We start from the raw sequence: 24,061 nt of genomic DNA, 5'->3' as shown, positions 1-24,061 counted from the left end.
AAGAGAGCTTAACGGCACGCCGTGGATTTCCTCTAAGGCGAAGCCTTGACTGGGCGCTTCATGCCTGCCAGCAGCAAGCCACAGCGGACGTCTCGATGTCCGCTCTGGGTCGAATTCTACCGATCAAGGTGCACCCCGTGCGCTGGTCAAATTCGATGCAAACCAATGGTCAAGTCCAATGCAAATGGGTGGTCAAGTCCATGCAATTACGCATCATGACGCTCATTCCTATGATTGCAAGCCCGTAAATTGTGCTCTGGCGCTGCATTTGTGCTTACTACGTTGCTTCGTTATGAGCAGAGTGGCTTGAAGTACTCGCGATCGGAAAGTATCAATCGTCCGGTAGCCCCTTGAGCACAGACTGACAACTGCTTTTCAAGCTGCTCGCCGCTCCTTCCACATCGATCCTGGCAATCAGGCTTTTACTGATATTACCTTTTGGTGAGCGCGTTGCGGTGTCTGTAACGAAGTATTGGCGCATCGCACTCACGGCTTCTTTGGCCGCCTTGCGCATGGCAGCGGGATCCTTCGCGTCGGCGCAGTCCAGCAGCTTCTCGCGTGCTGTCAGATAGAAGCCTTCTCGCTTGCTATCGGACTCGTACTGCCTGGTATCTGCCGCCAGCTCATTAGCCTGCCGTATGGGAGGCACTAACTGATTGGCAAGATCCGCATTAGCTGCAGCAATCACCTTCGGATCGCTGAGCAACGCCCCCATGAATGCCAGAAATGCCTGTTCACCCTGTGTTTCGCTCATCAGTACAGACAGGGTCAGTGGCTTGTAGGCATCCTTGAGCGTCAGGGTGAACCAGGGCGACTCATAAGGGCTTGTCACTGGGCCATTAACTGAGTAGCGGCGAGTGCTCGCCGGTTGAAGCGTGCCAAGCACCAGGGTGGCCCCCGGATTGCTGTCCAGCGTCGGCTTGGTACCCGGCGAGGTGATCGCAAAGAATAGGGCGATATTGCGCTCCTTACCCAGGCGCAGGAATCGGGTGTCGATTGGTGTCAGGTAGGTGGCGATGGCAGGTCGAATGGCAAACGAAGTCAGGTCTTGCGAGGGCACAATTTGCGCTTCGAAAAGAAAGTCCGGCATACCGGTAAGGAATAGTCCACGCGCATCGAGTTCGGCCTTGGTATTGCTCGGCCAGCCGGAGTTGCCTGGCGGGCTCCATTTCGTCTGCCCCGGTCCCTCGGTGAAGAACCGACCGCGCACTACTTGTATGCATTGCGGAAATGCACTTGCGGTGGCCTGGAAGTTTCGTGCGCCCTGTGTAGTCCAAGTCTTGGCCTCCCCGGCCGCGGTCGCCGCCCGTCCTAGGTAGTTGACACCCTGACTGATTAGGGCTGAGGCCAGAGCGGTCATCAGTTCCTTGTTGCCCTCTTCTGTTGTCTTTGCTGTTGGCGCCGGTCTGACAACCATGCAATCGCCGATCGCCACCTGCAGCCCGGCTACTGGGCCGGCCGGTGTGAACTCCTGCTCCGCTTGGTGCGAGCAACCTGCCAGTAACAGCACGCCGCCGAGCAGCGTTACAGCGTTTTTTGCCTTCATTGTCCTGCTCCTTGTTGTTCTGAGAACGACACTGTTCTTTCTTCTCCTGCATGCTCGATCACGCTGAAGGTCGGTGAGGTGCAGGACGCCTTGCCTTGCTGGCAATCGGCGACCCACGCGCTGTAACGCGGGACTCTCGTGTACACACCCGGCCGCTCCTGTATCGCGCAGCCATCTCCCCAGCTGACAATGCCAGCTAGGTAGCGCTTGCCAGCCAGCCTCACGGTCAAAGGTCCCCCGCTATCACCTTGGCAAGAGTCCTTGGGTTCGAGCCTATCGGCGAAACCGGCACAAAACATGTAGTCGGTGATTCGCCCCTTGTAGGCGACACGATCATTGCAAGTACGGTTGGAGACTATCTTCAGGTCGACGAAACGTAGCTGGCGCACCCCGTATTCGTCGCCAGCGCCAAGTACCCCCCACCCCGTCACCCTTGCGGTCGCCTGACCAGCCAAGGCTTTCGCCTCGTCCTCCAGCGGAAGCGTGGCAATAGCCGCAGTGAATCTGCCTGCGGCTGACGAGGCCAGCTGCAGCAAGGCCAGGTCATGGCGCGGCGGTTTACCTGAAAGGTAGAGGGGATGCAGAATGATCCGGCTTACTTCGACGCGCTTGGCGCCGCCGTCCGGTCCGACATCTGTCGCGCCGACCAGTACACTGATCTGAGATGGCCGGGTGTTGTCGTCGACACAATGAGCAGCCGTCAGCACCCAGGTATCTGCGACCAGCACACCGCCGCAGAACGGGCGGCGATCCGGACCGAAGTTGTCGCCGCCAATCAACGCGACCTGCCACGGATCATCACCGAGCCTGGCTTTCTCGCCACCGACTATTTTCGGCTCTAGCAACTGGACCCCGTAGCGATCGAGTAGATAAAGGTTGCGTAGCGGTTCAGAGCCAGTGACCTGTGCCGGCCAGGTCCACGGATCGGCTCGCGACGCGCTGCTGGCGCACAGCAGTAGGAATGCTGCAAGCAACAATCGAGCATTCATAGCGCGCCCTCCTTCATCAGGCTGATAGTCACGGTGTCCATCGGCACATCGGGGCTGGCCAGACGCAGCGCCAGGTGCGAACGGGCCACCCCTTGCGCCTCGATCAGCGCACGAATGCGCAGCCCCTGCAGCAATGCGATCCGCGAAGCCTGGGTAGGGTTTGGGTCGGTGATCGAGCCCACCTTGATCTCGACGCTGGAACGGCCTTGTTCTAGAGACCCACGCCAGCGCTCAAGCATTGCCAGATCGCCCGAAGCCGGCAGCTCACTGGCAGCAAGACTGATGACCTCGACAGGTTTGTTCTGCGCCGAGACGCTACCGACATAGCCAATCTGGCCGTCTTCCAGCATGACCTGCGCCCAGCCGCGAGGTGTCTTGCCATGCAGGACCTCGACCTGCTGCCCCCGCTTGAGACCGCCAAGCACCCGGGAATTACCGCCTCTGGGCAGGTCCCTGACATTGACGTCGTAACTGGCGAAGGCCTTGGTGTTGAAGCGGTCTTTCACTGCGGGGGTCTTGAGAGATCCATTTAATAGTCCGACATCTCGCTCGCTACTGATCATGGAACGCGAGAACGCCTCGTGAGTGGCCTTCAACAGCGATAGGCGTTTGCGCGCAGCTGCGGTAAATGGCCCAGCCGGGTAGTAGTCGACAAATTCATTGAGGAAATAGATCAGCTCGTCGTCGGATGTACTGGCGACAGCACGAATCCAGGTTTCCAGCTCTTCCTTGGCCAGGTTCTGATTGTCCATGAACATGATTTCGCCGGCGTTGGAGCTGGCGATCAGCGGCTCCTGTCGATTCGCGGTCAAACGTATAACAACACCGCTGGTTCGATTGAACACTGAAGATGCAGGCTTGTTCTCTGTGGTAAGCACTTGCAGCAGGCTGCGTGTGAAGATACTGCCAATTTTCGGCTCATCGCCGATGAGCAAGCTGTACGATGGTCGGCCAGCCTGCGCGGCAAACACCACCAGGAACCCTTTTGGGGTCTGCTGTGGCGGCGTCTTTAGCGGCAGGTACTGATTGCTGGCAATGGCTTGCATAGGCGGCGCAGGTATTGGCTTTTTGGGATCGAGGTATTCCTCATCGGCTACCGGCGCGGAAAACGGATTGCTCCGGCAAGCATCGAGGATGATCACCGTGATGCCTGCACCCGTGCCCTGAATCTCGTTTATCAGGTAGGGCAAGCTGATATAGGTCGAGGTCTCGTCGCCCGGCCGGCTGAGCTCAGCATCTGCCGGTACCAGGTAATTGATGCCACCGAGTTCGATGCCATGACCGCTGTAGTACACAAGGGCGATGTCTCCAGGGCGCAGGCTATCCCTGAAATTTTCGAATCGCTCCAGAAGCTCATCTCGACTCAGATCGTTACCCGATAGTTGCGTCACCGCCATTTGCGGATCAAGCCGCTTCAGAGCATTGGACACGAGTTCGGCATCGTACAGCGGCGTGCTCAGCGGGTTGGCATGCTTGTAGACGCTGATGCCCACCACCAGCGCGCGCTTGACCGGCGCCACCCGCTCCTGGGCCCAGGCCGGTAGGCTTGCCAATTCCGGAGCAGCGGGGATCTGCAGATCGGCAAGCGCAGCACTCCCATACAGGGCCACGCCCACAAGCCATAGAAAAGGCCCCGCGTGTTTCCTTGCGCAATGAAAAAAGGTTGTCATTTCACCCCTCCGTCGCCCAACCCAGCTCTGACTCAAAGCAAGATTAGCCACTAAATAGCCAGCAACCAGGAATGAATAGAATATTTAGCACTTGAATCAATTGCGTACTCAGCAGCGCTCGCCCGCGAATGGCTAAACTCTCAAATGGAGGCTGAAATACCCTCGAGTAAAGCTGGTTGGCTGAAGTCGAAGCGAGGTAAGGAGCAATTCAGTCTAGGGAGGCGGCCAATACCCGAACGGCCTGAGCAATTCCAACCGGAACCGAAAAATACCACTCAGTGTGTCATTTCGCCCTCACCCTAAACCGCCTGTTGGACGGCAGAACCGACTTCCAATGTTGGACTAAAAATTCCCGTCACCTTAGAGGTTGATCGGCAGACGGTTGGGCGCTATTGCATTATTTTAGACTGCGAAAGAATGGTTTTTGTAAGCATCCAGCGTGCACAATGTCATGGTTAAAAGGCTTGAATGTGTAGGAGCTGGGGATGATGTCCAGATCATGAGCATAGCTGGGGGCGATACGAAGCCGCGCTATGCCACGCGGTTGCTGCAGCAGCGTCGTCCGCGTCTATTTCCGCGCACGGCCTGCGCCGTCGCGGGTAACGCGACACAAACGGTCAAACAACAGGTCCTCTTGGCCGGCACCATCTTCAACCAACATCTCCTGTAGCTGTGTCACCAGTCCGGCACGGGTCACCCCGCCTTCGTCCAATCCATCGATCTTTCGCGCCACCAAGTAACGATAAAAATCTGCTTCGGCGTCTTCGGTTGTGGCTCCAGTTAAGGGGTAGAGTGTTCGCCGGAGCCGACATTTCGCGGTCGCGGCCTTACTCCCCGCTTCAAAGCGCCTGGCAAAATCGGCCCGCACGGACCCGCCCGATCCCATTCAATGAGACGGCTTAGGGCCCTGAAAGGCGCCACGGCCACGTGCTCGGTGATGACCCCGTACGCATTTCTGCCTGGCTGAAATTGTGGACTCTTACGCGTGGCGACATCACTTCAAGAAAATCGGTATTGCTCGCCGCGGCACAGATACGCAATGAACGTTTAACCTGCAACGGCAGGACTCGTCGTCCCTCCACATCATTTATTTCAACTATGATGTCGTCCATCGGCTGATCCGCAGCCTGCTGCACCGCCACGGACTGAACCATGCCCGGGAGCCCAGCGGCATGCCCTTCAAGTAAAAGAGCCGTCAGGTTGTAGGCAACCACCATGTCTTCGTAACTGAAGCGCGCACCGCCGGTGAGTTCTGTTGAGGTCGCTTGACTGTCCGTGTTTGGAGTCATGAGTTCAATTGCCTGCCAAAAGGATTGTAAATGACGTTGTTGAGGCCTCTTCGTTACCTTGGTCGACGGCGTCCACTGTAAAAATGGACTAATGATCTGCGTCGAGCCTCGCCAATTTGGCAGCTCAATCGGGCATCCTTAGATTCAATCTGAACTGATGATCCGCATGTTGATGCGTCGACTACTGTTAAATTAAGGTTGGTTTTCCTTCATACCGTCACCGCTCTACCCCTCATGCAACCTGGAGGCAGCGATGTCAGCACAGTTAAAGCGCAAGGATCAGCAAGGTGTTCCCTACCAGCGTCCAGCTGAAATTGAGGTATGGATTTCAAAACTGGAAACGGTGGATGCTGGTGAACGGCTTTCGCAGTTCGCTCTACCGAAAAAAAGCTTGAGCTACGTACCTTCTGAGGTTTTGGTCTACTTCCTCCGTAGGGCCTGGGGAGCGACTGACCATGAGGTGTTCGAGAAAACCTTTCGACTGCTCTTGGCGCGAGTTGACCGGTCGCTGCGCTCAAGGCTTTGGGATTCAGATATTGGAAATGCTTCAGACATTTGCGATGAAATTATCAGCCGCTTTGTTCTGCTGATAACTAATGACTGTCACTCTCATAATGGGCTTTTAGATTTTTACGAAATCCGTTTTGACAGGGCTATTTGTACCATTCGGGCTTCTGTTCTACGCAAATTCTACACCGAGGTTGGCGACGCGATTTTGGTCCCATTTGATCACCAGGACATAGACGGAGCGCCACTCTCCGCTGAGGTAGAAGCCACTTTAGACAATTACCTCGGCGATGAATCAAGCAAAATTGATGATCCAGCTTTCCGGATCGCTTTATTTTCAGCGATTGACCAACTGCCACAGGATCAGAGGCAGGTTATTGGGCTCCGACTGAAGGGTATTCCCGTACAGTCCAATGACCCTTCCGTCATGACAATCGCACGAATGCTTCAGTGCGACGACCGTACGGTGCGAAACAGAAGCGCCCGTGCGCTTAAATCTCTCAAGGCCGCTCTTGAAGAGGAGGTTGAAAAATGAGTACTGACAAGTCAATATCTACTGAAGAGGAAGTCTTATTAGCTTTCGCAGTGGAAGAACAGCATAACCATTTAATGTTGGAGCGGTACATTAAACAGTATCCGCAATACACAACTGCACTAGTGGATTGTTCTATCGAATTTTTTCTCGACTCCGAACATTCCGAATCAGATAACAAACTTTCATCTGACACCGCAGCAGATCGAGCCTGGAAGCAATTCGAGGCCGCTATGCCTTGCGACACAAGAGAAAAATCCATTATGAATCCTTTCGTGCAGCTAAGCTCTACTGCCTTTCGAGAGGTTGCAAAAAAATTAAATGTAAATAGTTTATTTCTGGGAAGAGTAAGGGATCGCACGATTAAATCTAGTACTTATCCGATTAAATTTGTTCAGAAAATTGCGTGCGAGCTTGGAACTTCAGTTGATACTATGCTTGAGTACTTAGCGAGACCTCCGACTATAGTTTCCAGCCAAAGTTTTAGATCTAGTGTGAAGCCAACGGTAAGCGAGCAAATATCATTTGATCATGCAGTGGAAACTTCACAACTATCTGGTGCTCAAGAGGAGGCGCTAGCAGCGCTTCGTGACTAAACATGGACGCAACGGACGCGGCACGATTAGAAGCTGAAAAAATTCATCTGGCGGCAGTCGCTGAAGGCAGCGATCCATGGCGCCCCCTTGAATTTGCGATTAAAGAAGCGGATAGACGCCAACTTGATGTTTATGCTCTGCCCAAGGGTGATCCCGCGCTGAAAGGAGGCCAGGCGGTATTCGACAGCCAAGCAGGAGCAATTCTATACCAGGATCTCGGGACCGAGTTTGATCGCGCATTTCTTGTCGCCCACGAACTCGGACACTTAGTGCTGGAAAGAGGCCAAGATGATGTTGTAACGGTCGATGCGCAACCCGGACGGTCGATTGAGGATGCTCCAGTCGGTGCCGAAAGCTTGATGGATTATGGGGCCCGAGAACGCCGTGAAATTAAAATGGACTTATTTGCACGCGAGTTCCTGTTACCGCGTTCAGTAGCGCGTGCTCTTCATGTCGAAAATGGCTGTTCTTCTACAGAAATTGCTCAGCGCACAGGCGCGCCTCTCCCAATCGTTCAACAGCAACTGCTAGACGCTCTATTGCTGCCAAGTCATTCGGCGGTTGGCAACGATCGTTTTACTGAGCAGGCTGTTTTTAGCTCCGATCCTTCACAGCATGTAGCCGCATCGCATCGCGATACGCCTTTTCAGTTACAGGCCGGCCCTGGTACCGGGAAAACTAGGACCTTGGTGCAGCGCGTTGAAAGTCTCATCCAGGATGGCGTAGACCCTACCTCAATTTTAGTGTTGACGTTTTCGAACAAAGCAGCAAATGAGTTGAGTGAGCGTATCGCAGCTACTAACCCATTGGCCGCAGCAGCAATGTGGATCGGGACGTTCCATGCCTTTGGTCTCGATATTATTCGGCGTTTCCATCAAAAGCTGGAGTTACCGCCAGACCCCCGCCTCATTGACCGGGTCGAAGGCATTGAGTTACTCGAAATCGAGGTACCTCGACTTTCACTTCATCACTACCGAAACTTGTGGGACCCGACGCTCGATCTGAATGACATTCTGAACGCTATTTCGCGAGCGAAGGATGAGGCAATAGACTCAGCCGGATACCGCGCATTGGCCGAGTCAATGGTAATCAACACTTCAGGCGATACAGATGCATCACTCCGAGCCGAAAAATGCCTCGAAGTCGCGCTCGTTTATGGGACCTATGAGCGTTTGATGAGAGACGGCCAAGTCGTTGATTTTGGCGATCTTGTTTCACTTCCCGTGCGCTTGGCTGAAGCTGACTCAGAGGTTCGGGATGCCTTAAAGACGCGGCATAAGCACGTACTGGTCGACGAGTACCAGGATGTCAATCGATCGTCGGTAAGGCTCTTAAAAGCCATCGTGGGAAAAGGCGAAAATCTCTGGGTAGTTGGTGACGCTCGACAATCCATATATCGCTTCCGCGGTGCCTCGACTTCTAATATGGCACAGTTTGGTACAGATTTCCCGGGTGCAGTAGCCGAACAATTAGGCGTCAACTATCGTTCGAGGCAAGAGATAGTCGATACCTTCTCAACTTTTTCTACGACGATGAAAGCGTCGATGGGCGCGATACCTTTGGCGCTAACTGCTAACCGAGGAAGTGCCGGGGCCAAGCCTGAATATAGAGTTGTAGGATCAGCCGAGGATGAGATTGCTGCGGTCGCCGCATCAATCCGGGAGCAGCGTGAGTCAGGTACTGCGTATCGCGAGCAAGCACTTTTATGTGCGTCAAATACACGGTTGAGCGAAATTGCCGAAGGTCTGGAGGCAAGGGGGATTCCTGTGCTTCACCTTGGAAGCATCTTTGAGCGGCCTGAGATAAAAACCTTGTTGGCAATGCTTTCCGTACTCAATGACGCTTCAGCCACTGGTCTGATCCGAGTATCGGCGATGGCGGGTTATGAGATGCCGATGCCGGAAACCGTCAACCTAATCCGGCATCTTCGCGCAAGTAAATCTGCACCTTTAGATTGGCTGAGTGAGGAGAGTTGGCCTTCCCTATACTCCGAGGACAGCAAGGTAAAACTGTCATCTATCGCTCAGCTCTTTGAGGGGCTAAATCCAAGGGGGAACCCGTGGAATATCCTGGCCTCTTGGGTTATTGACCGTCTAGGCCTCGCAAAAAATCTTCATTTGGCAGCAGACGCGCAAAGCAAAATGAGAGGGCTGGCTCTTTGGCAATTCCTTAATTTTTGCCTCAAACAACCCTCTGGCTCTGGGCTACCTTGCATTCGTCTACTCGACCGGATTCGCCGATTGGTTTTGATTTCTGGTGATCGTGGCCTTCGGCATCTACCAAAGGCGGCTGGCGGAATCGATGCTGTGCGTCTGATGACCATTCACGGCAGTAAAGGGCTAGAGTTCCCGACTGTTCATCTGCCAGGGATGGTGGCCGCAAGCTTACCCCGCAACAATAGGCCACCACGATGCGTACCTCCAGACGGCCTAATCTATGGTTCTGAAGGGCTTTCAGGTCTTGAGGCAGTGAAATCCGGGCACGAGGAAGAGGAAGAGTGTCTTTTCTTCGTTGCCCTTTCCCGATCCCGTGACAAGTTGTTCCTATACGCATCGTCATTTCAAGCTGATGGTAAAAAACGTAATCAATCTAAATTTATAGACCCAATCCGCCAACATTTAACGCAACCAATCAACCCACCGCTTTTGGCGGCGGATGTTCATCCTAAACCTCGACTGGATATCTTATGGGAGGAAAAGCCCATTTGGGACGACAGTCAGATTGCGCAGTTCGAGCGTTGTCCGCGTAGATTTCTTTACTCACACGTCCTGGGGCTTGGGGGGCGCCGCACTGAAACGGCTTTCCTCAAAATGCACAATGCTGTCAGGACCGTCTCGAATTGGTTGAAAACCGACTGTGAATGTATAACTCCGAGTCAGAGCCAGATTGACGCAGCCTTCGATACAGCATGGTTGGCTGAAGGTGCAGTCGATCATGGTTACGCTGAGGACTACCGAGTCATTGCTAGGCGGCTCGTAGACTACCTCGTCAAAAGCCGAAGCGAGGGCGCGCTGATCCACGCAGTCCCGATTTCAATCGAAGGCGTGCATGGTGACATCGTCGTTAAGCCAGACAGCGTTGCGCGTAGCGATAGTGGTCAGATCATCGTAAGGCGAGTGAAAACAGGGAAGCCAAAATCCAATGAATTTGACGACATTGAGTACACCCTACTCCACATGGCCGTCACTCAAAACTATGGCAGTTCGGCCAAAGTTGAGGTCACTTACCTCACAAGCGAGACTACCGATCTGATGTCCATCACGGACCGAAAGCTAAACACTCGAAGGGAAAACACCACCCGAATGCTGAGCGAAATCAGGTCGGGAGCCTTTGCCCCAAGGCGTGAAGCGAGGGTTTGCCCCTCTTGCCCCAATTTTTTCATCTGTGGTGATTTACCAGATGGGACTGTCGTTGGAAAAAATAATTAAATCGGCTTTCCGGTTTCTTCCAATGCTGCGATTGACCTAGTGAAGGCCAAGAACACTCGCAAAATGCGGGCGGCTATCCGAGGTAATCCATATGCAATCTCAACACCCAGACAGTGAAAATCGTGTTCCCGTAGAAGACGTCGCCGCTGCAATCCGTGAGGGGCGCCCCCTCAAACCTGCCCACCTTTACAGTATTCTTGTTGCTGATGACCAGCTCAACGAGCGCTATTTGGAGCTGAGTGACCCAGTGCCAACAGGCCGCCAAATCCTCACCGCCGCAGGTATCCGTCAGGTAAACGAATACAGTATTTACGCGATTCTTCCGTCCGGTGAATTCGAGGATTTGCGGCTTGACGAAACCTATGACCTGCGCGAGCGAGGCGCTGAGAAATTCATCATTTTTCAGACAGATCGCTCGTTCAAGTTCAGCATCGACGAGAAGTCGATGGAGTGGGGCAAACCCTCAATCAGTGGAAAGGTTTTGAAGGCTTTGGCCGGCGTCCCAGCCGAAACATATGATGTTTACCTTGAGGTACGCGGCGGGCAAGATTTGCTGATTCGTGATTCTGACCTGGTTGACTTGAGTAAGCCCGGCATTGAGCGATTCATTACTCTTATCCGCGACACCACCGAGGGCCTGACTTCTCTGCCGGAAGTTGACCAACGCTATCTCCAACGCCATGGAATTTCTGCGCAAGTAGTCTGCGAGGGACCCCATACAGGAGTAGTGCTGCAACGGGTACAGCTTCCAGAGAATAAATTCGACCACCCTACTGCAGACATCCTTGTGATCTTGCCACCCGGCTACCCTGACGTTGCGCCTGACATGTTCTTCTGCGACCCGTGGTTGAAGTTGACGACAGTTGGTCGTTACGCGACGTGTGCAGATCAGCCACACGCATTCTCTGGGCGCAATTGGCAGCGGTGGTCCCGGCACAATAGTGCTTGGCGGCCTGGCGTCGATGGCCTACATACCATGATCAAACGTATCGAGCATGCGTTAATGGAGGCCAAGTGATGTCCAACATAGCGCTAGATATTACGTTGCTTACTTCTCACGAAGCGACGCTTCGCGCGCTGCTTTACCGAGAGGACGGATCAGAGGCTGCCGCCTACGTCCTTTTCGGTAAGGCAGAAATCAAGGAGGATCCTTGGTCAAAACAACCTCGCATCCGTTTGATCTCACACGAAGTAGTTCCTATCCTTCCAGACGAGGTGATTTCCTCCTCTTCTGTCCATGTGACGTGGTCCACTAAGGGATTTATGCGGCTATTAGGTATCGCACAAGAGCGTAATCTGATCCCCGCTTTGGTCCACACCCATCCTCGCGCAGGCGCCTTTTTTTCTGACCAAGATGATCGCAATGAGGCTGAGTTGGCACGCACGGCCTTTAACAAGCGGAGCGCGGGTCTCGCAAGCTTGGTGTTCGGGGAGAACGAAGCCATCGCTGGACGCCTTTGGACATCAACAACTACAACTACAGACGCGTCGTCTATCTCCATCATTGGCAGTAAAATCGAAATTCTGCAGCGTCAGGAACACGATGAAAAGTCTGAGATCCTTGATCGGCAAGCGGCACTTTTTGGTACGAGCTTCAACCCCATCGTTCGAGCACTACGTATTGGCGTAATAGGCTGCGGGGGCACAGGCAGTGCGGCGGTTTCACTTTTGGCGCGCTTGGGTGTCGGGTTTCTCGCGCTAATCGACAATGACACTATCGACACAACCAATCTCAATCGCGTTCATGGATCACGAGCAGACGACGTATCGGCGAAGTTGGCCAAGGTGGACATTCTCGCTCGTGAAATTGAAATGTGGGGGCTGGGTACGCACGTGATTACCCGGAAAGCATGGGTAGGCGATCCATCGCTGCGTGATGTATTGAGATCCTGTGACGTGCTCTTCGGATGCACAGACGACAATCAAGGCCGGCTCACAATGAACCGCATCGCTCATTTTTACGGTATTCCACTCGTTGATTTGGGGTTGCGTATGCGGTCAGCAAAAAGTGGGGCCGATTATGAAATGACAGGACGGGTTACCACAGTTAGGCCTGGCGTCCCCTGCCTAATGTGTCTTGGGGTCGTGAATGTACAACGAGCAGCCGCAGAAGGGCTGCAGCGTAATGATTCTTCCGAGTATGAGCGTCGTAAGACCGAAGCATACGTTGACGGTGGGGGGGATCCAGCCCCAGCTGTTGTGACATTTACCACAAGTATCGCGTGCGCCGCTGTGGATGAACTTATCCAGGGACTTACAGGATTTCGGGGTGGTGACGGTATGGTTCACAACCGGATTCGCCGGTTTGATCGCGTGGAGGATCGCTCCATGACCTGTGAACCTATTCAAGGATGCCCGGTGTGCTCAACCAGTGCCATCTGGGGGCGCGGCGACGTCAATCCGTTTTTGGGCGTTATAGGGTGATAATATGCGGCGCTTTTTTACTACAACATTGCGTCGGCTTGGGTGGTTAAAGTCCGACTTCTTGATAAGGCTTGTTCCTCGCCATCCCGGCAAGACCGCGATCCCCGTCGGCGAGCTTTGGTTGGTGATCGATGAAGGGGTGAGGAAATGGGCTTGCTTCACATGTCCAGGAGGATGTAATTCCAGCATCTCACTCTCTTTGAGTCCTGACCGGAGACCTCGCTGGGCTGTAGAGCAGGACTTCTGGGGGCGCCCAACGATTGCACCGTCAGTTCACCAACATAATGCCTGCAAATGCCACTTTTGGATAACCAAAGGCGCCGTAATCTGGTGCAAGTCCTGAATCCGTTATCGGACACTTTCTAGCATTTTAGGAGCACGTCACAGACATGATATCGCCCATTACCTTCGACTACCTGACGGGACCTCCGAGCGATCTAGTGCTGTTAGACGAGCTCGAAAGTCACTTGGCAAAAAGCGCCGAAAAGTTCATAGACGAAGTGGTGAAGAAGGGTTTTGCCATTGAGTCGTTAGACTTCGAATGTTCATACAGCCCCATACTTGCTCGAGCAACTATCACGGGGAAGAGCACCTATAAAATCACATTCGGCCGTACTCTCACCGGGGCGATCTTCAATTTAGCCACGTCGATTGCCCCATGCCTTCAAAAAGACATGACGGATTGCAGTGAATCGGAAACGATTGGATACGCCTTCAACTACATAAGCTGGCTGATCCTGCTCCATGAGGTCGCGCATGTCACCCATGGACATCTAGAATACATCCAGAGCAATGGCAGCAATGATTATTATGAAGTGAGCAATCAACGAACGCCCTTAATCCATTTGCATACCGACCAAGAAGAGTCGAAGCGCTTTTGGAGGGCATTGGAGAGCGAAGCGGACGCCTATGCGATCAACGCTTCAGTGGTAACATTTCGCTATATCAATACCAACGCTTGGTGGAATCAACTCAAGCCCCGGGCAATCATGCACCACCATGGAGCTATGGCTTCCGCGGCTTTTCATTTGATGCACATGCTGGCGAATGGGCACGACGACTTCCGCCACCCTCCTGCCAATATTCGGCTTGGTATTTCTCTGGCAAGCGTCGAGACACTTGCCAAGAAGATGAAGTGGACGGTGGCTGGAACAGTAGAAGAAGCTGTCAAAGGCCATTATCTTATGGCGTCAGATATCTTGGGGCTTCATGCGAGTATCACCCCTAAACTGGAGGCCGCATGTTATATGCTCACACTCGACGATGTAATCAACCGAGCCGGTTTTTCCCAATTTAGAATACCCATTCAACTGAACTAGCGTCCACGCCTCTCTTCGAGATTGATCAAATACAGCGGTCATCGTTCTGGAAAAGAGGGGGCGAAAACGGTCAGTCAAAAATAAGCCGTTTCATTAGATAGCGACCCTTTAAGAGAGATATCAATCGGCCAAAAGTGGGCGTTCGATCACACCAGACCGTCATTGCCAACATTAAGCCTGCGTCGCATATCCAATCACAGAACATCTGTGCTGCCTCTCCAGTCCAGGCAGTGACTTTTGCTAGTCCACAATGAGCGGGAACCGACCTTGCAGGCAAGCCAAAAAACTCAGTCTCGAGAACGCTACATTAACCTCAATTACTCATCCGACTCTTGGGCAGGGTTAAACTGAATGTCGCGCATATATGAGTAGATTTGTGCATTAAAACCGGCATTAGACATATCGCAACACGAAAAATGAACAGCGCTCGCCGTCCGAACCATTCTATTTTCAGCGAGCCTACCTCTAGCGCGACTATTAGCGCAGTTTGACCGCATCGCTAAGCAAAATAGTCCTCTGACTTTATAACGGGTAGCTTGGTTCCAGCTAGCACACGCTTCGTGCCTTTCCTGGTGGCAATTGCCCCCTCATTGGATTGTCAGATGGAAACCTCTATTGCGGGGGAGCCGTATGGCGTTCCACCAACAATGCATCGTCGTACACCCTCGCTAACGGCAGTAATAGGTGTTTAACGGACGCTAACTGAGTCTCGGTCAGCCAATCATCTGTATCATTCAACAACTCGAGCATGGCACGTAGCGCGTAGTCAGCCTCACTAGCGCTCGACCCTACAAGGCCAGAATCCAACCGCTGATTTACCATTCCAATAAGTTGAGCATGATTTTTAGGGGTATCTTCCAAGCTGAGTGATCCGGCTATATAGCCTAAATAACCGCGGCTACCCGATGCTAACACCACGATAGCTCTGTACAAATTTTCGACATCGCCCTGCCGAAGATAGGGGGCTTGTGAGCGACTGCCTACAAAGAAAGACTGTAGATCCTTCACAGCACTTATTATGTCCTTTGAGATCAAGCCATGTTGGACTAGAGACTGCTTCCGAACATCCTTGGCGACAAAAATGTAATCAAGATAGCTGGAGAACTCATGATATTTTCTTAGGTTAAGCAATCGCTTAAAACGTCCGCCATATTCTCTCGAAAGAATGAAGCGCTTCACCTCGGGTAACAGCTCGTTGTTTAACCAGTCGAAAGCGTACTGGCAAGACCACCATCCACTTGGAGAGAGCGCTCGATTTGAAACCAGATCATCAGGCTGCCAGAGCAACGTCACTTCGTCATCAGATGAGAAACTATAACGTTTTGAAGAGCTGATCACCGCATGGTAGCCCTCCTTGAATTGATCATTGGCTTGGCCATGCCAAGGCCTCAAAAGGCTAGGATGGCCATCAAACATATTCCATTGAGAGCTACCTTTTTCGTAATCGTGCACCTCTGCAAAGGAGCAGACCTCGGCCCAGACGTCTTTGCGCAGGCACGCCAACGCGACCTTACGCGTTCCGCTCCAATCGACGAAGGGAAAATCGATGGCCGACCAATTGTTCTCTAAGGCTTTTAGTTCGTCGCGCATGACCTCAGTTAAGAGGTCTGCAACATCGGCCAGCTCCTGCACGACGTCCTCTCCGAGATTCAGGCGGCAACTTGGAAGATCAATCAGGTATTCGCTCTTTTCTCCTATCATAGAGCCGACGATGAAAGCGCGACCTGTACTCGTCAGCGGCGCTCCTATCGAAAAGAGGAAGCTCTTCAAAAGCCAGTCGTTGCCAACTGTGATCGTGACTCCTTTTAGGTCACCTTGATTGAAATCAAACGCTGCGGAGGTGCCGGTAGAATGTTGATCGGGGAGCATTACGCTGAATGAAAACCACGGACCACGGTAGAGCCAGTGCCGCCCATTATTGCTGACGCGCCGGAAAACACCGTCGATTGCGAAAGCGGAGGGATGACCTGTCCCTCCTTCCTCGACGGTACGTGGGCAGCCTTGGTTATCTGCTACGGCGACAGAAGCACCGGATTCAGCGATGAACGCCTTCGCGGCCTCGGCAACTGCTGGTCGGGGGTCGAACACCGCCTTGCTTACCGTTTCGAAGAAATTAACCCGCTGCATCCAAATGTTACCGAACGCCTCGACGTGTGCTCCAGGAAAGAATTTTGAAATGATGTCTGGATGCGCCTGAACCTGCTGCGTTAGGCGATCTGAAACCCAAAGTTCCCCTTCGATTCCTACAGCCTTGAGCCGCTGCTTTTCGCTATGCCATCGACGGGCCAAGGGAGTTCCGATCTCCTGCTGCGCCAGTATCAACGTAAACGCCCGGGTACTCTGCGCCCAATCCTTGTTGAGAAAGTTTGATACGGCCTCAGAGAGACTAGGTACGTCGAAATTTTTCCAAGCCTTGCATTCGTAGACGTTTAGCCTTCCTGGAAATTGGTCGTCATACGCAAAAAGGTCAATGCCACCCTGCCCCGAACCGCTAACGCCAAGGCGCTGACACCCGTGCAGTACTTGATCTTTGGTAAGCAACCACCAGCAAAGCTGTTCGAACGTCACCGCCGGCATCGCTGCAAAGTCCAGCAATACTTCGCCGGCCGGAGAGACTTTAGTGATAGATTCAACTACAGCTTGCTTGGAAAGGTGTCCCGGCCAATCCTGCGGCAGACCATTACTATCTACTGACGAGCCAGAGTTGCAAGTGGCGATGCTTTCATTCTGAACGTTCAAATTCAGGTCTCCAGTGACATTCCCAGCCGAACCTTAGCCCGTTGGTGATTTTGAAAAATACGCGCTAGAAGTGGAGGCGGCGATGCAAGTGTACCGCGTAGAAAAGGGAGAGGAATAAACTAAAGAAACCGTATAAGGGCCGACTGAGGAGCAGGATAAGCTTTGGACTTCAGGATTCACTCAGCGCTCTACGAAATCGTTGATTGCCGCCCATTAACAGACGGGCAATCGACCCCGGCCCACTCGAAAACGACTGCTTATTTGACGCCTTGCCCAATAAGCACGTCAATTGTTGTAAGTGAATCGTAAATCTTTTCGAAAAGTTTATCATAGATGACTTCGTGAGACGTATTTGATGTTTCGATTGAAAGCCTTTCGTTGATTGAATGGGTCTTTGTCATGACTGTTTCTAGAGACTGCAAATGACAAACATTCACCCTATAATCATACAGCACAAAGAATGGGGACATTGTAGTGTGCGCCGCCGAAGAGTCTGACAACGCTTCAATAAACTTTTCCATCAACTTTAGTCCGCGCGCTCCAGATTTAATCTCAATACCGCGCGTTTTTATAAATTCTTTTAGAATGCTTTCGTTCAATGATTCAATAAAAATTCGATTGAGCGATTCGATGACTGGCGCAACATGCCTATCCTCCCAGAAAATAGGCTTCTGCAACCCAGCGATAGTTAGCCCGATTTCGTTGGGTAGCTTGTATAGGCTATCCCCATGCAAGCTTTTTACTTTGTCAGAAATTTCGCTCCTCAGATTCAAGCATTTGTTTTCTATAGCGCCTTCTGACCACTGGTTGTCAATTTGTGCATCGTAAAAGTCAGAATGAATATCAAAAGAGGAAGGGATGTTCTCCGAGAGCAAATATTGTTGCTCTTTGAGCGGGAGATGATTGATATCCCCAAGCCACATGAATACTTGCTTTTTACTATTGACACCAAATGAGATATGCCATTCATCACCCCGGCAGATATTTCCATAAGTTCCTGAAAAGATGTCAATGGTGTATTTTGGGTTTTGGGTATATTTATTTAGAACCTCTAGATCAAAATATACAGGAACAAGAAAGCCGTCGTGACTGTAATCGCTGGTGAGCCCTGGTATCGAAAAATATTCCATACTGGAATATTCAAAATTCACGGAGGGGCAAAGGCCATCGAACCGTTTGGTCTGCATGCGCGTTGGCGGCGCTAAGCCGGCTATGGAAGTCATTCCATTCTCAGCACTCACTTGTATCACGACGTCTGTAAAAGGAGTCCTATAAAGCGTATTGTCTCGCGGATCACGCAAGTATGGCAGTCCGTTTGTTCTAATAGGAGTGCCACTTATACTGTCTTCTACTTCCTCAAACGTCAATTCCAGCTTTTGACCGTCTTCGGTCTTATAAGAGTTGATTCGATTTATCATGCTATCTTTAAATCCGGTCACTAAAACTATTTCTGGGCGGGCGTTTCGCTCATCAACCAATAAAAATACAGCGACCTCCAAGCTTGGTCAAGCAAATGGAAGCTTCTATTTTGAGTTAAGCGATTAACATTGGATGCAACACTTTTTTTGCCAAACTTCTACTTTGAAGACTTCTGGCTTCCATGTGATTACCCATGCTCATGGCGGTATATATCGGGCATGGGGGCGCACCTACATAGCCTGTTTAAGATGTGTTCTCAACATAGATGCCTCATGTGTTGCCATTCAACTTAATCTGGTCAATTTTTATTAAAAACATAACCAAATGCTTAGCTAGACGCGGACACTGAAGCCGCTGCCGGTACAGCACTAGGTTGATGTCGAGCAAAAATATCATTAAAAGTCGCAGATTTAACAACCTTTCCAGGCTTACGAGGCACTGTCTCTCTGCCAACCAAAATGAGGCGTACACCTCGTTGCTGGAAGGTAGAATGCAACCAAGCAAATGCAAACGGAATAGTTGTCTTTGGACCGAGAGCGCCAACAGTCGTAGAGTTGAGTCTATCTATCGCTAATCCCGGCTGAACAAGAATAATCTCGAACTCTATGGTTTTTGCCTTTTCAACAAGCTCGAAAAGCGACTTCTTAGCCGTTGGTATATCGTCGGCCATTTTTATGCGGCTCATATGCCTGCGACCAATATGCTTTAACACATCTGTCTTCGTTAACAACTGGCTTGTTCTGAGCGCCTGCGCCCAAAGTTCTTCCACATCTTTAGTTCTGAAGCCCGGAGAATCTGAACCTGCCGCCTTGCACAGATATAGCTCAATGATTACTAAACCATTCGATAGCTCTCTTGCGGCAATGAAGTCTGCAAGTTCACCTGCGTCATCGTCGCATAATGCAACCTTGAGAATGCCGCTTTTCACTCGAGCGATTAGCTGGGTTGCCACCAATCGGAATATGGATCTATCTTGGGAAGGCGCGTTTCCGATGTCATAGTTTACAGCTTTGAGCTGCGGGGCCGCTCCAGGTGCCCGCTTTGTTTTTTCAGGCTCAAATCCTGGCGGTTTCTCCATGCCTACATCACAATTTGACCAGTCTGTTGAAAACAAAAAATCCTGTAGATAGGATAAATCGCTTCCGCCATTAGAAAGCGATACAACCTGTTGGCCGAAGACGCATGTACCGTCTTCAAGAAAAATCAAGGGGGGATCTTTTGCTAACCACCGATCAAGAGTCATAGTCTCGCTTGACGCTTCGATCATTACGTTTGGGTCGCACTCAAAATGTACGCCATAATTTTTCACCAATACAGAAATGATGGGAAAGGAACCTTGGACTATGTCTCCTTGGGCGCCTACCTTAAAGCTAATTTGTTCCTTTTGTGGATCAGATTCTATTTCATATATTGTGAAATCTGATAAAGGAATGCTTGTTGAACCAACAATTAGCCTTACAGAGTCAGTCCATGTCTTGGCCCCCCAGAATGCTCCCACACCCTCCCCCTTCGGCAACTTTGCGAAATTGAGCTCTGTGGGGATTGGTATACTTTCTAGTGCGCTATTAGTAACCTCTGCACTTCCATTTATCTTCACGGCAGTATTATTCATCCAGCGTGCCAAGTCATTAATCGCAATAGACTTGACGCCCCAAACCGCTCCGTTTGAACTTACACCTAGCAGTTCTTGATTCAGCAGATTAGGAAGTCCACTCTCTTTCGAGTAATCATAGAGCCGTCCCATCACATGCCCTTGGCTAAAACCAAAGGACGCTGAGGCATCGAGTGTCTTTTCCACATCGGGCCCTGATGCAATCCGGTAGCGCTCGATTAATGGAGATGGAAGCCTAGAGCGTAACCCCACGTTATAATAGTTGACTCCAGGTCGTCCCGAAAAAACACTCTTGAGCCTGTTTAGTGATAGTGGTCTAAATTGCTCTGCATCCTCGTCTAGATTATCAATGAGCAGCCGAACATATCTCTTCGCTTCAGGGCTGGCGGTTACAAAGAGGAGTCTTGTTTTCTGTTTTTCGACCTTGGGCTCATAGGTAAGGATTAGCCCAGGAATGAGTGTAGGAACGGCCAATTGGTTGAGCCATGTTGCCTTCTGTTGGATCGCTAGAAACGCTACCTGAATTCGGCCTCCAAAGGCGATGTAAGTTCGATAACCAACGATGTTTGCATTTCCAATGTTATCCACCTTATCCCAATCAGTTTTTGCGCCTGCTGTGCAAGCAAAAACCTTCGCGTGCTCTCTTAACAATACGGCGTCTAACAATTCTGAAAGCGCTGCCTTTGGTATCTCGCCATCGTGGAGGTAATCGATGAATTCGGACTTCAGTTCTTCATGCTCGATCTTTTGTTGTAGTTTTTCTGCGAGGTCTTGGAGCGATTTCGGCGGTTTATCTTGGAGATGTTTAGGTAGCGCACTTTTCAGGATAATCAAATGACTATCTACATCTTCCCCATCTTGTACAAGCGTCCTGCTCACACGCCCGGCAATCTGAACGAAATGACCTAAATCAGGCAGCCGGGTGTGCACAGCTAAGACACGGAGAAAAGGAATATCGATGCCTTCAGCAAGCATGTCCACTGCCACAACAATGCGGTAGTTCCCTGACTCTAGGCATTGAAGGGCTAATTTTAGGTTCGTCGTAGTCAACTTTGAATGAAGTAGCAAAACTTCCTTGCCCTGATACACCGTTCCAGCCTTCAGGACATATAGAGCCGCCACTTCTACTGCCTGGTCGACGTCACGACACTTTGCCAGAATTTTCGCCTGCGGGAACGTCGTTACTAGATTCTCAAGTTGCTCGATAGCGGTGTCTGCAATAAGCTCGTCCGCTGTTTCCACGGGGGTAGTCTGATTCTTTTTTTCAGTGCCTTCTTCTAGTACCTTTATGCTTGCATCGGAAACCGACTTCTCACAGATTGCCTCTGCAAGGGAGTATGAGAATACGAGTTTCCCAGGAATTCCGCGAGCGTCTCCCCGAAACGGAGTCGCCGTGAAAAGGACAACCTTCGCTTCTGGATTATTGGCAACAATCTTTAACCACGTTGTGGCTGATAGATGATGTCCTTCGTCGATCAGGATTAAACCGATTAGAGGCGCACCTTTGTCTGATTCTTGGACGGGTTCTTGGTAATATTTGGGAGCATATGATTGAAGGGAGTTCGGGTGCCCAACCACGACTTCGACACCGCTGGGTATTGCGGCATCACTTGTTTGACCAACCCCCACCTTAGTTGACACCCGCTGCTTAGGACCGACTCCCAAGGCGGGTTTTAGAATTTCGCGAGCGCAGGTCGACGTATACGGAATCAAACGCCCCTCCTCTCCCGTATCGAAATAACCTGCAAAGCATCGCGCAAGTTGCTCACGCAAAACCTCAGAACCACAAACGACAAGTGTTTGCCTTCCCCTGTTGAGCAACTGGGAGGCCAACAACATTACTAAGGTCTTACCATAGCCTGTCGGCAGTTGTATCTGGGCTATATGGCCGCGACCTGCGCCTAGAAAATGTCCACGCAGCGCAAATAGAGCACCAAGTTGCCCCGGGCGCAGCATCGATTCGTTCGTTAAGAGCTCTTTCCACATAATGCCTGCTTAAAATGCGCAATCCTTCGCAAGGAGAACGTCTTCTGAATCATGAATGAATGTCTTGCATTTCTTTGACGAGGTACTGAGCAGCGGACAATTCGAACGCGACGATTCCACAGTTTGATGCGCCCCTTTACGGTCACAAACATGAAACGTATCCAGGCGAATCCCAACCACCGCGCGATGCATATAAGAAGCCCAGCACCTATGTGCGCAAAGGTAGCGCCGGAGGTAGGGATAAGCGGCGACCAAAAGGGTAGAGAGTTTTATCCGGGCTTGCTCCATGCTTATGTTTCTTATATCCGTGTGATCTCCCACACTCCGTAGCGTATGGCCAATTGCCTTCGGTGAGCAAGTGGCTTCCTTCATTTCTTACTGACATCAGCTATTTATTGAGCTGTCCCTGCCTCTAATTTAGGGACTCCTTGTATGCCACCAGGGAGGATGTGTGTACTGGCCCAATAATTTTGGACACATCAATCGGGCGCTGTGGATGACGCCGGTGCTGGACGAAGAGCCGTCTGTTCTCGAGGTCTGTTCCAGTTTGGATATTGGCCCTACAGCCTTGAGTCGTAGTATCGACCAGGTTTGTCAGGAGCGTCAGGGTTCAACACCGGCAGGTGCCAAAACGATTACCTCCGATAAGCTTGAGATCCAGGAACTCAAAGCTCTGCTCAGGTAAAAGAATCGGGATATCGAAATCCTAAAAAAAAAGCGCTCTCCTGCTTTTGGGCGCAAAAGACCACTCTCACTGATCTGTGAGGATAGGCTGCGGCAAAGCATGAGCTTTAAAGGCGAATGCTGGACAACACTCCGATGGAGCGTTTCTTGGCAGCTTGAAATCAAAGTGGGTGCCCGAAACAGGCTATGAATCGGAACGCGAGGCCCGAGCGGATGTGCAGCGCCACGCAGGTCGCTGCCGCTTTTGGAAAACTTGCAGCCGGGCGCGGGCTTGAAGGCTAACCAGTTCCTCGTCCGGCACCTGGCGCTGCCGGGCAAGCGATTGCTCTGCCACGCCCTGAGCCAAATGCGTAGTCTGCTGCCATACCGTGACAACTTCTTGGGCCACCGCTTCGAAGTCTGCCGGTAAACGCAACGGATCGAACAGCAACATTAGTCCCAATTCTTCATCCAATTGTGAGCTGAATTAAGCCAAGAATGTTGCGCATTAAAAAATTTCCGACGCAACACAACTCACTTTATGCTTACCGCAACATAGTGAATGCTTTCTTACTAAGAAAGCATAATGAATTCAATAAGTAATAAACCACCCCACCACCCTACTATGCCTATTTTCAGCGACAAGATGTTACGAGATCAGCCCGGTTGCACAGTGGATTTCAACCTACAGAATCGCCCTGAATCCGACCCACAGTTTTTCCTTGAATCCGACGGCGCTCAACCCTCATCACGCGTCAGCTTTTCAATCAGCGTTCGATGCTGTGGGAATTGCTGCGTGAGTTTCTGCCGATCACCCAGTTCCATATCGGCAAAATCAAATCCTGGAGAAACGGCTTCGCTGATCAGCCCAAATCCGTTTTCGCCTTCGAGCAACCGCGAAGCTTTCCATAGTCCACCCGGTACGTGTAATTGCAAAAGTTGTCCTGCCAGAATGTCGCTGCCCATCACCAATGTCTGCAATGAGCCGTCAGCATGAATCAGGCTGTACTCAATGGCGTCGCCCAAGTGGAAATAATGCAGGATGTCGGATCGATTGAAATGAAACTGGCCCACCGGTGATTGCTGATCCAGCAGATAGTAAATCGAGGTCATCAGATACCGTGGGCCGCTGGGGGTTTCGAGTGGGTCGCGATGATCGGCCTGATAGGTTCTACGGAAATAGCCACCTTCGAGGTGAGGCTGCAGATCCAATGTACTAATAATGTCTCCAGCTTTGGCTTCACGCATGATCATGGTCTCTTCTCCGTCAAATATGCCGCCAATTTACGTTAACTCGACTAAACGACCATTTAGTGTAGTTAAACGTGAGCCGCAAGCTTTC

At 51.5% G+C, this 24,061-nt stretch carries 16 protein-coding genes; 8 read left to right on the top strand and 8 right to left on the bottom strand.

From position 1 onward, the window contains the following. Positions 1–331 precede the first annotated feature (331 nt). The 4 genes from ACOYXJ_RS24090 to ACOYXJ_RS24075 all read right to left on the bottom strand — a co-directional run bounded on the left by ACOYXJ_RS24090 (position 332) and on the right by ACOYXJ_RS24075 (position 5,494). Positions 332–1,546 (bottom strand): hypothetical protein, encoded by a 1,215-nt coding sequence (locus ACOYXJ_RS24090; protein WP_460371895.1) that lies wholly within the window; start codon positions 1,544–1,546, stop codon positions 332–334. Beyond that, a complete protein-coding gene (locus ACOYXJ_RS24085; protein WP_460371893.1) occupies positions 1,543–2,535 on the bottom strand; it encodes a S1 family serine peptidase in 993 nt (330 codons plus the stop codon). Before ACOYXJ_RS24085 ends, ACOYXJ_RS24090 begins: the two co-directional genes overlap by 4 nt. Then, positions 2,532–4,205, bottom strand: a complete 1,674-nt coding sequence (locus ACOYXJ_RS24080; protein WP_460371891.1) for a caspase family protein — start codon at positions 4,203–4,205, stop codon at positions 2,532–2,534. The genes ACOYXJ_RS24085 and ACOYXJ_RS24080 overlap by 4 nt, the downstream gene beginning before the upstream one ends. Positions 4,206–5,104: 899 nt before the next feature. Next, positions 5,105–5,494 carry a hypothetical protein gene (locus ACOYXJ_RS24075; protein WP_460371889.1) on the bottom strand — a complete coding sequence of 130 codons (390 nt, stop codon included), beginning with the start codon at positions 5,492–5,494 and terminating at the stop codon, positions 5,105–5,107. A gap of 253 nt (positions 5,495–5,747) precedes the next feature. On the opposite strand from ACOYXJ_RS24075, the gene ACOYXJ_RS24070 reads away from it, so the two are divergent. The 7 genes from ACOYXJ_RS24070 to ACOYXJ_RS24040 all read left to right on the top strand — a co-directional run bounded on the left by ACOYXJ_RS24070 (position 5,748) and on the right by ACOYXJ_RS24040 (position 14,300). Continuing rightward, positions 5,748–6,536: an RNA polymerase sigma factor gene (locus ACOYXJ_RS24070; RefSeq protein ID WP_460371887.1), complete on the top strand. Its 789-nt coding sequence runs from the start codon at positions 5,748–5,750 to the stop codon at positions 6,534–6,536. Next, a complete protein-coding gene (locus tag ACOYXJ_RS24065) occupies positions 6,533–7,129 on the top strand; it encodes a hypothetical protein (RefSeq protein ID WP_460371885.1) in 597 nt (198 codons plus the stop codon). The genes ACOYXJ_RS24070 and ACOYXJ_RS24065 overlap by 4 nt, the downstream gene beginning before the upstream one ends. A gap of 2 nt (positions 7,130–7,131) precedes the next feature. Next, positions 7,132–10,557 (top strand): UvrD-helicase domain-containing protein, encoded by a 3,426-nt coding sequence (locus tag ACOYXJ_RS24060; RefSeq protein ID WP_460371883.1) that lies wholly within the window; start codon positions 7,132–7,134, stop codon positions 10,555–10,557. 91 nt (positions 10,558–10,648) lie between these two features. After that, positions 10,649–11,575 carry a multiubiquitin domain-containing protein gene (locus tag ACOYXJ_RS24055; RefSeq protein ID WP_460371881.1) on the top strand — a complete coding sequence of 309 codons (927 nt, stop codon included), beginning with the start codon at positions 10,649–10,651 and terminating at the stop codon, positions 11,573–11,575. Then, a complete protein-coding gene (locus tag ACOYXJ_RS24050) occupies positions 11,575–12,981 on the top strand; it encodes a ThiF family adenylyltransferase (protein ID WP_460371879.1) in 1,407 nt (468 codons plus the stop codon). The genes ACOYXJ_RS24055 and ACOYXJ_RS24050 overlap by 1 nt, the downstream gene beginning before the upstream one ends. 4 nt (positions 12,982–12,985) lie before the next feature. Beyond that, positions 12,986–13,324, top strand: coding sequence for a DUF6527 family protein (locus tag ACOYXJ_RS24045; protein ID WP_460371877.1), 339 nt, complete (start codon positions 12,986–12,988; stop codon positions 13,322–13,324). A gap of 46 nt (positions 13,325–13,370) precedes the next feature. Next, positions 13,371–14,300 carry a hypothetical protein gene (locus ACOYXJ_RS24040; RefSeq protein ID WP_460371875.1) on the top strand — a complete coding sequence of 310 codons (930 nt, stop codon included), beginning with the start codon at positions 13,371–13,373 and terminating at the stop codon, positions 14,298–14,300. A 612-nt stretch (positions 14,301–14,912) separates the two neighbouring features. On the opposite strand, the gene ACOYXJ_RS24035 is transcribed toward ACOYXJ_RS24040, so the two are convergent. From ACOYXJ_RS24035 to ACOYXJ_RS24025, 3 genes are all read right to left on the bottom strand, one after another. Beyond that, a complete protein-coding gene (locus tag ACOYXJ_RS24035) occupies positions 14,913–17,039 on the bottom strand; it encodes a hypothetical protein (RefSeq protein ID WP_460371873.1) in 2,127 nt (708 codons plus the stop codon). A 257-nt stretch (positions 17,040–17,296) separates the two neighbouring features. Then, positions 17,297–18,538 (bottom strand): hypothetical protein, encoded by a 1,242-nt coding sequence (locus tag ACOYXJ_RS24030; protein WP_460371871.1) that lies wholly within the window; start codon positions 18,536–18,538, stop codon positions 17,297–17,299. 248 nt (positions 18,539–18,786) lie between these two features. Further along, complete coding sequence (locus tag ACOYXJ_RS24025; protein ID WP_460371869.1) at positions 18,787–22,026, bottom strand: DEAD/DEAH box helicase; 3,240 nt, start codon at positions 22,024–22,026, stop codon at positions 18,787–18,789. A 481-nt stretch (positions 22,027–22,507) separates the two neighbouring features. Here ACOYXJ_RS24025 and ACOYXJ_RS24020 point away from each other — a divergent pair, with 481 nt between their 5' ends. Beyond that, positions 22,508–22,741 (top strand): hypothetical protein, encoded by a 234-nt coding sequence (locus ACOYXJ_RS24020; protein ID WP_460371867.1) that lies wholly within the window; start codon positions 22,508–22,510, stop codon positions 22,739–22,741. 716 nt (positions 22,742–23,457) lie between these two features. Here ACOYXJ_RS24020 and ACOYXJ_RS24015 read toward each other — a convergent pair. Next, the gene (locus tag ACOYXJ_RS24015) at positions 23,458–23,973 is read right to left on the bottom strand and encodes a cupin domain-containing protein (protein ID WP_460371865.1); all 516 of its coding nucleotides are present in this window, start codon (positions 23,971–23,973) and stop codon (positions 23,458–23,460) included. Between the last annotated feature and the right edge of the window lie 88 nt (positions 23,974–24,061).

It is taken from the genome of Pseudomonas sp. Tul2A7 (assembly GCF_054790505.1).
This window is presented reverse-complemented; position numbering and strand designations above follow the sequence as displayed.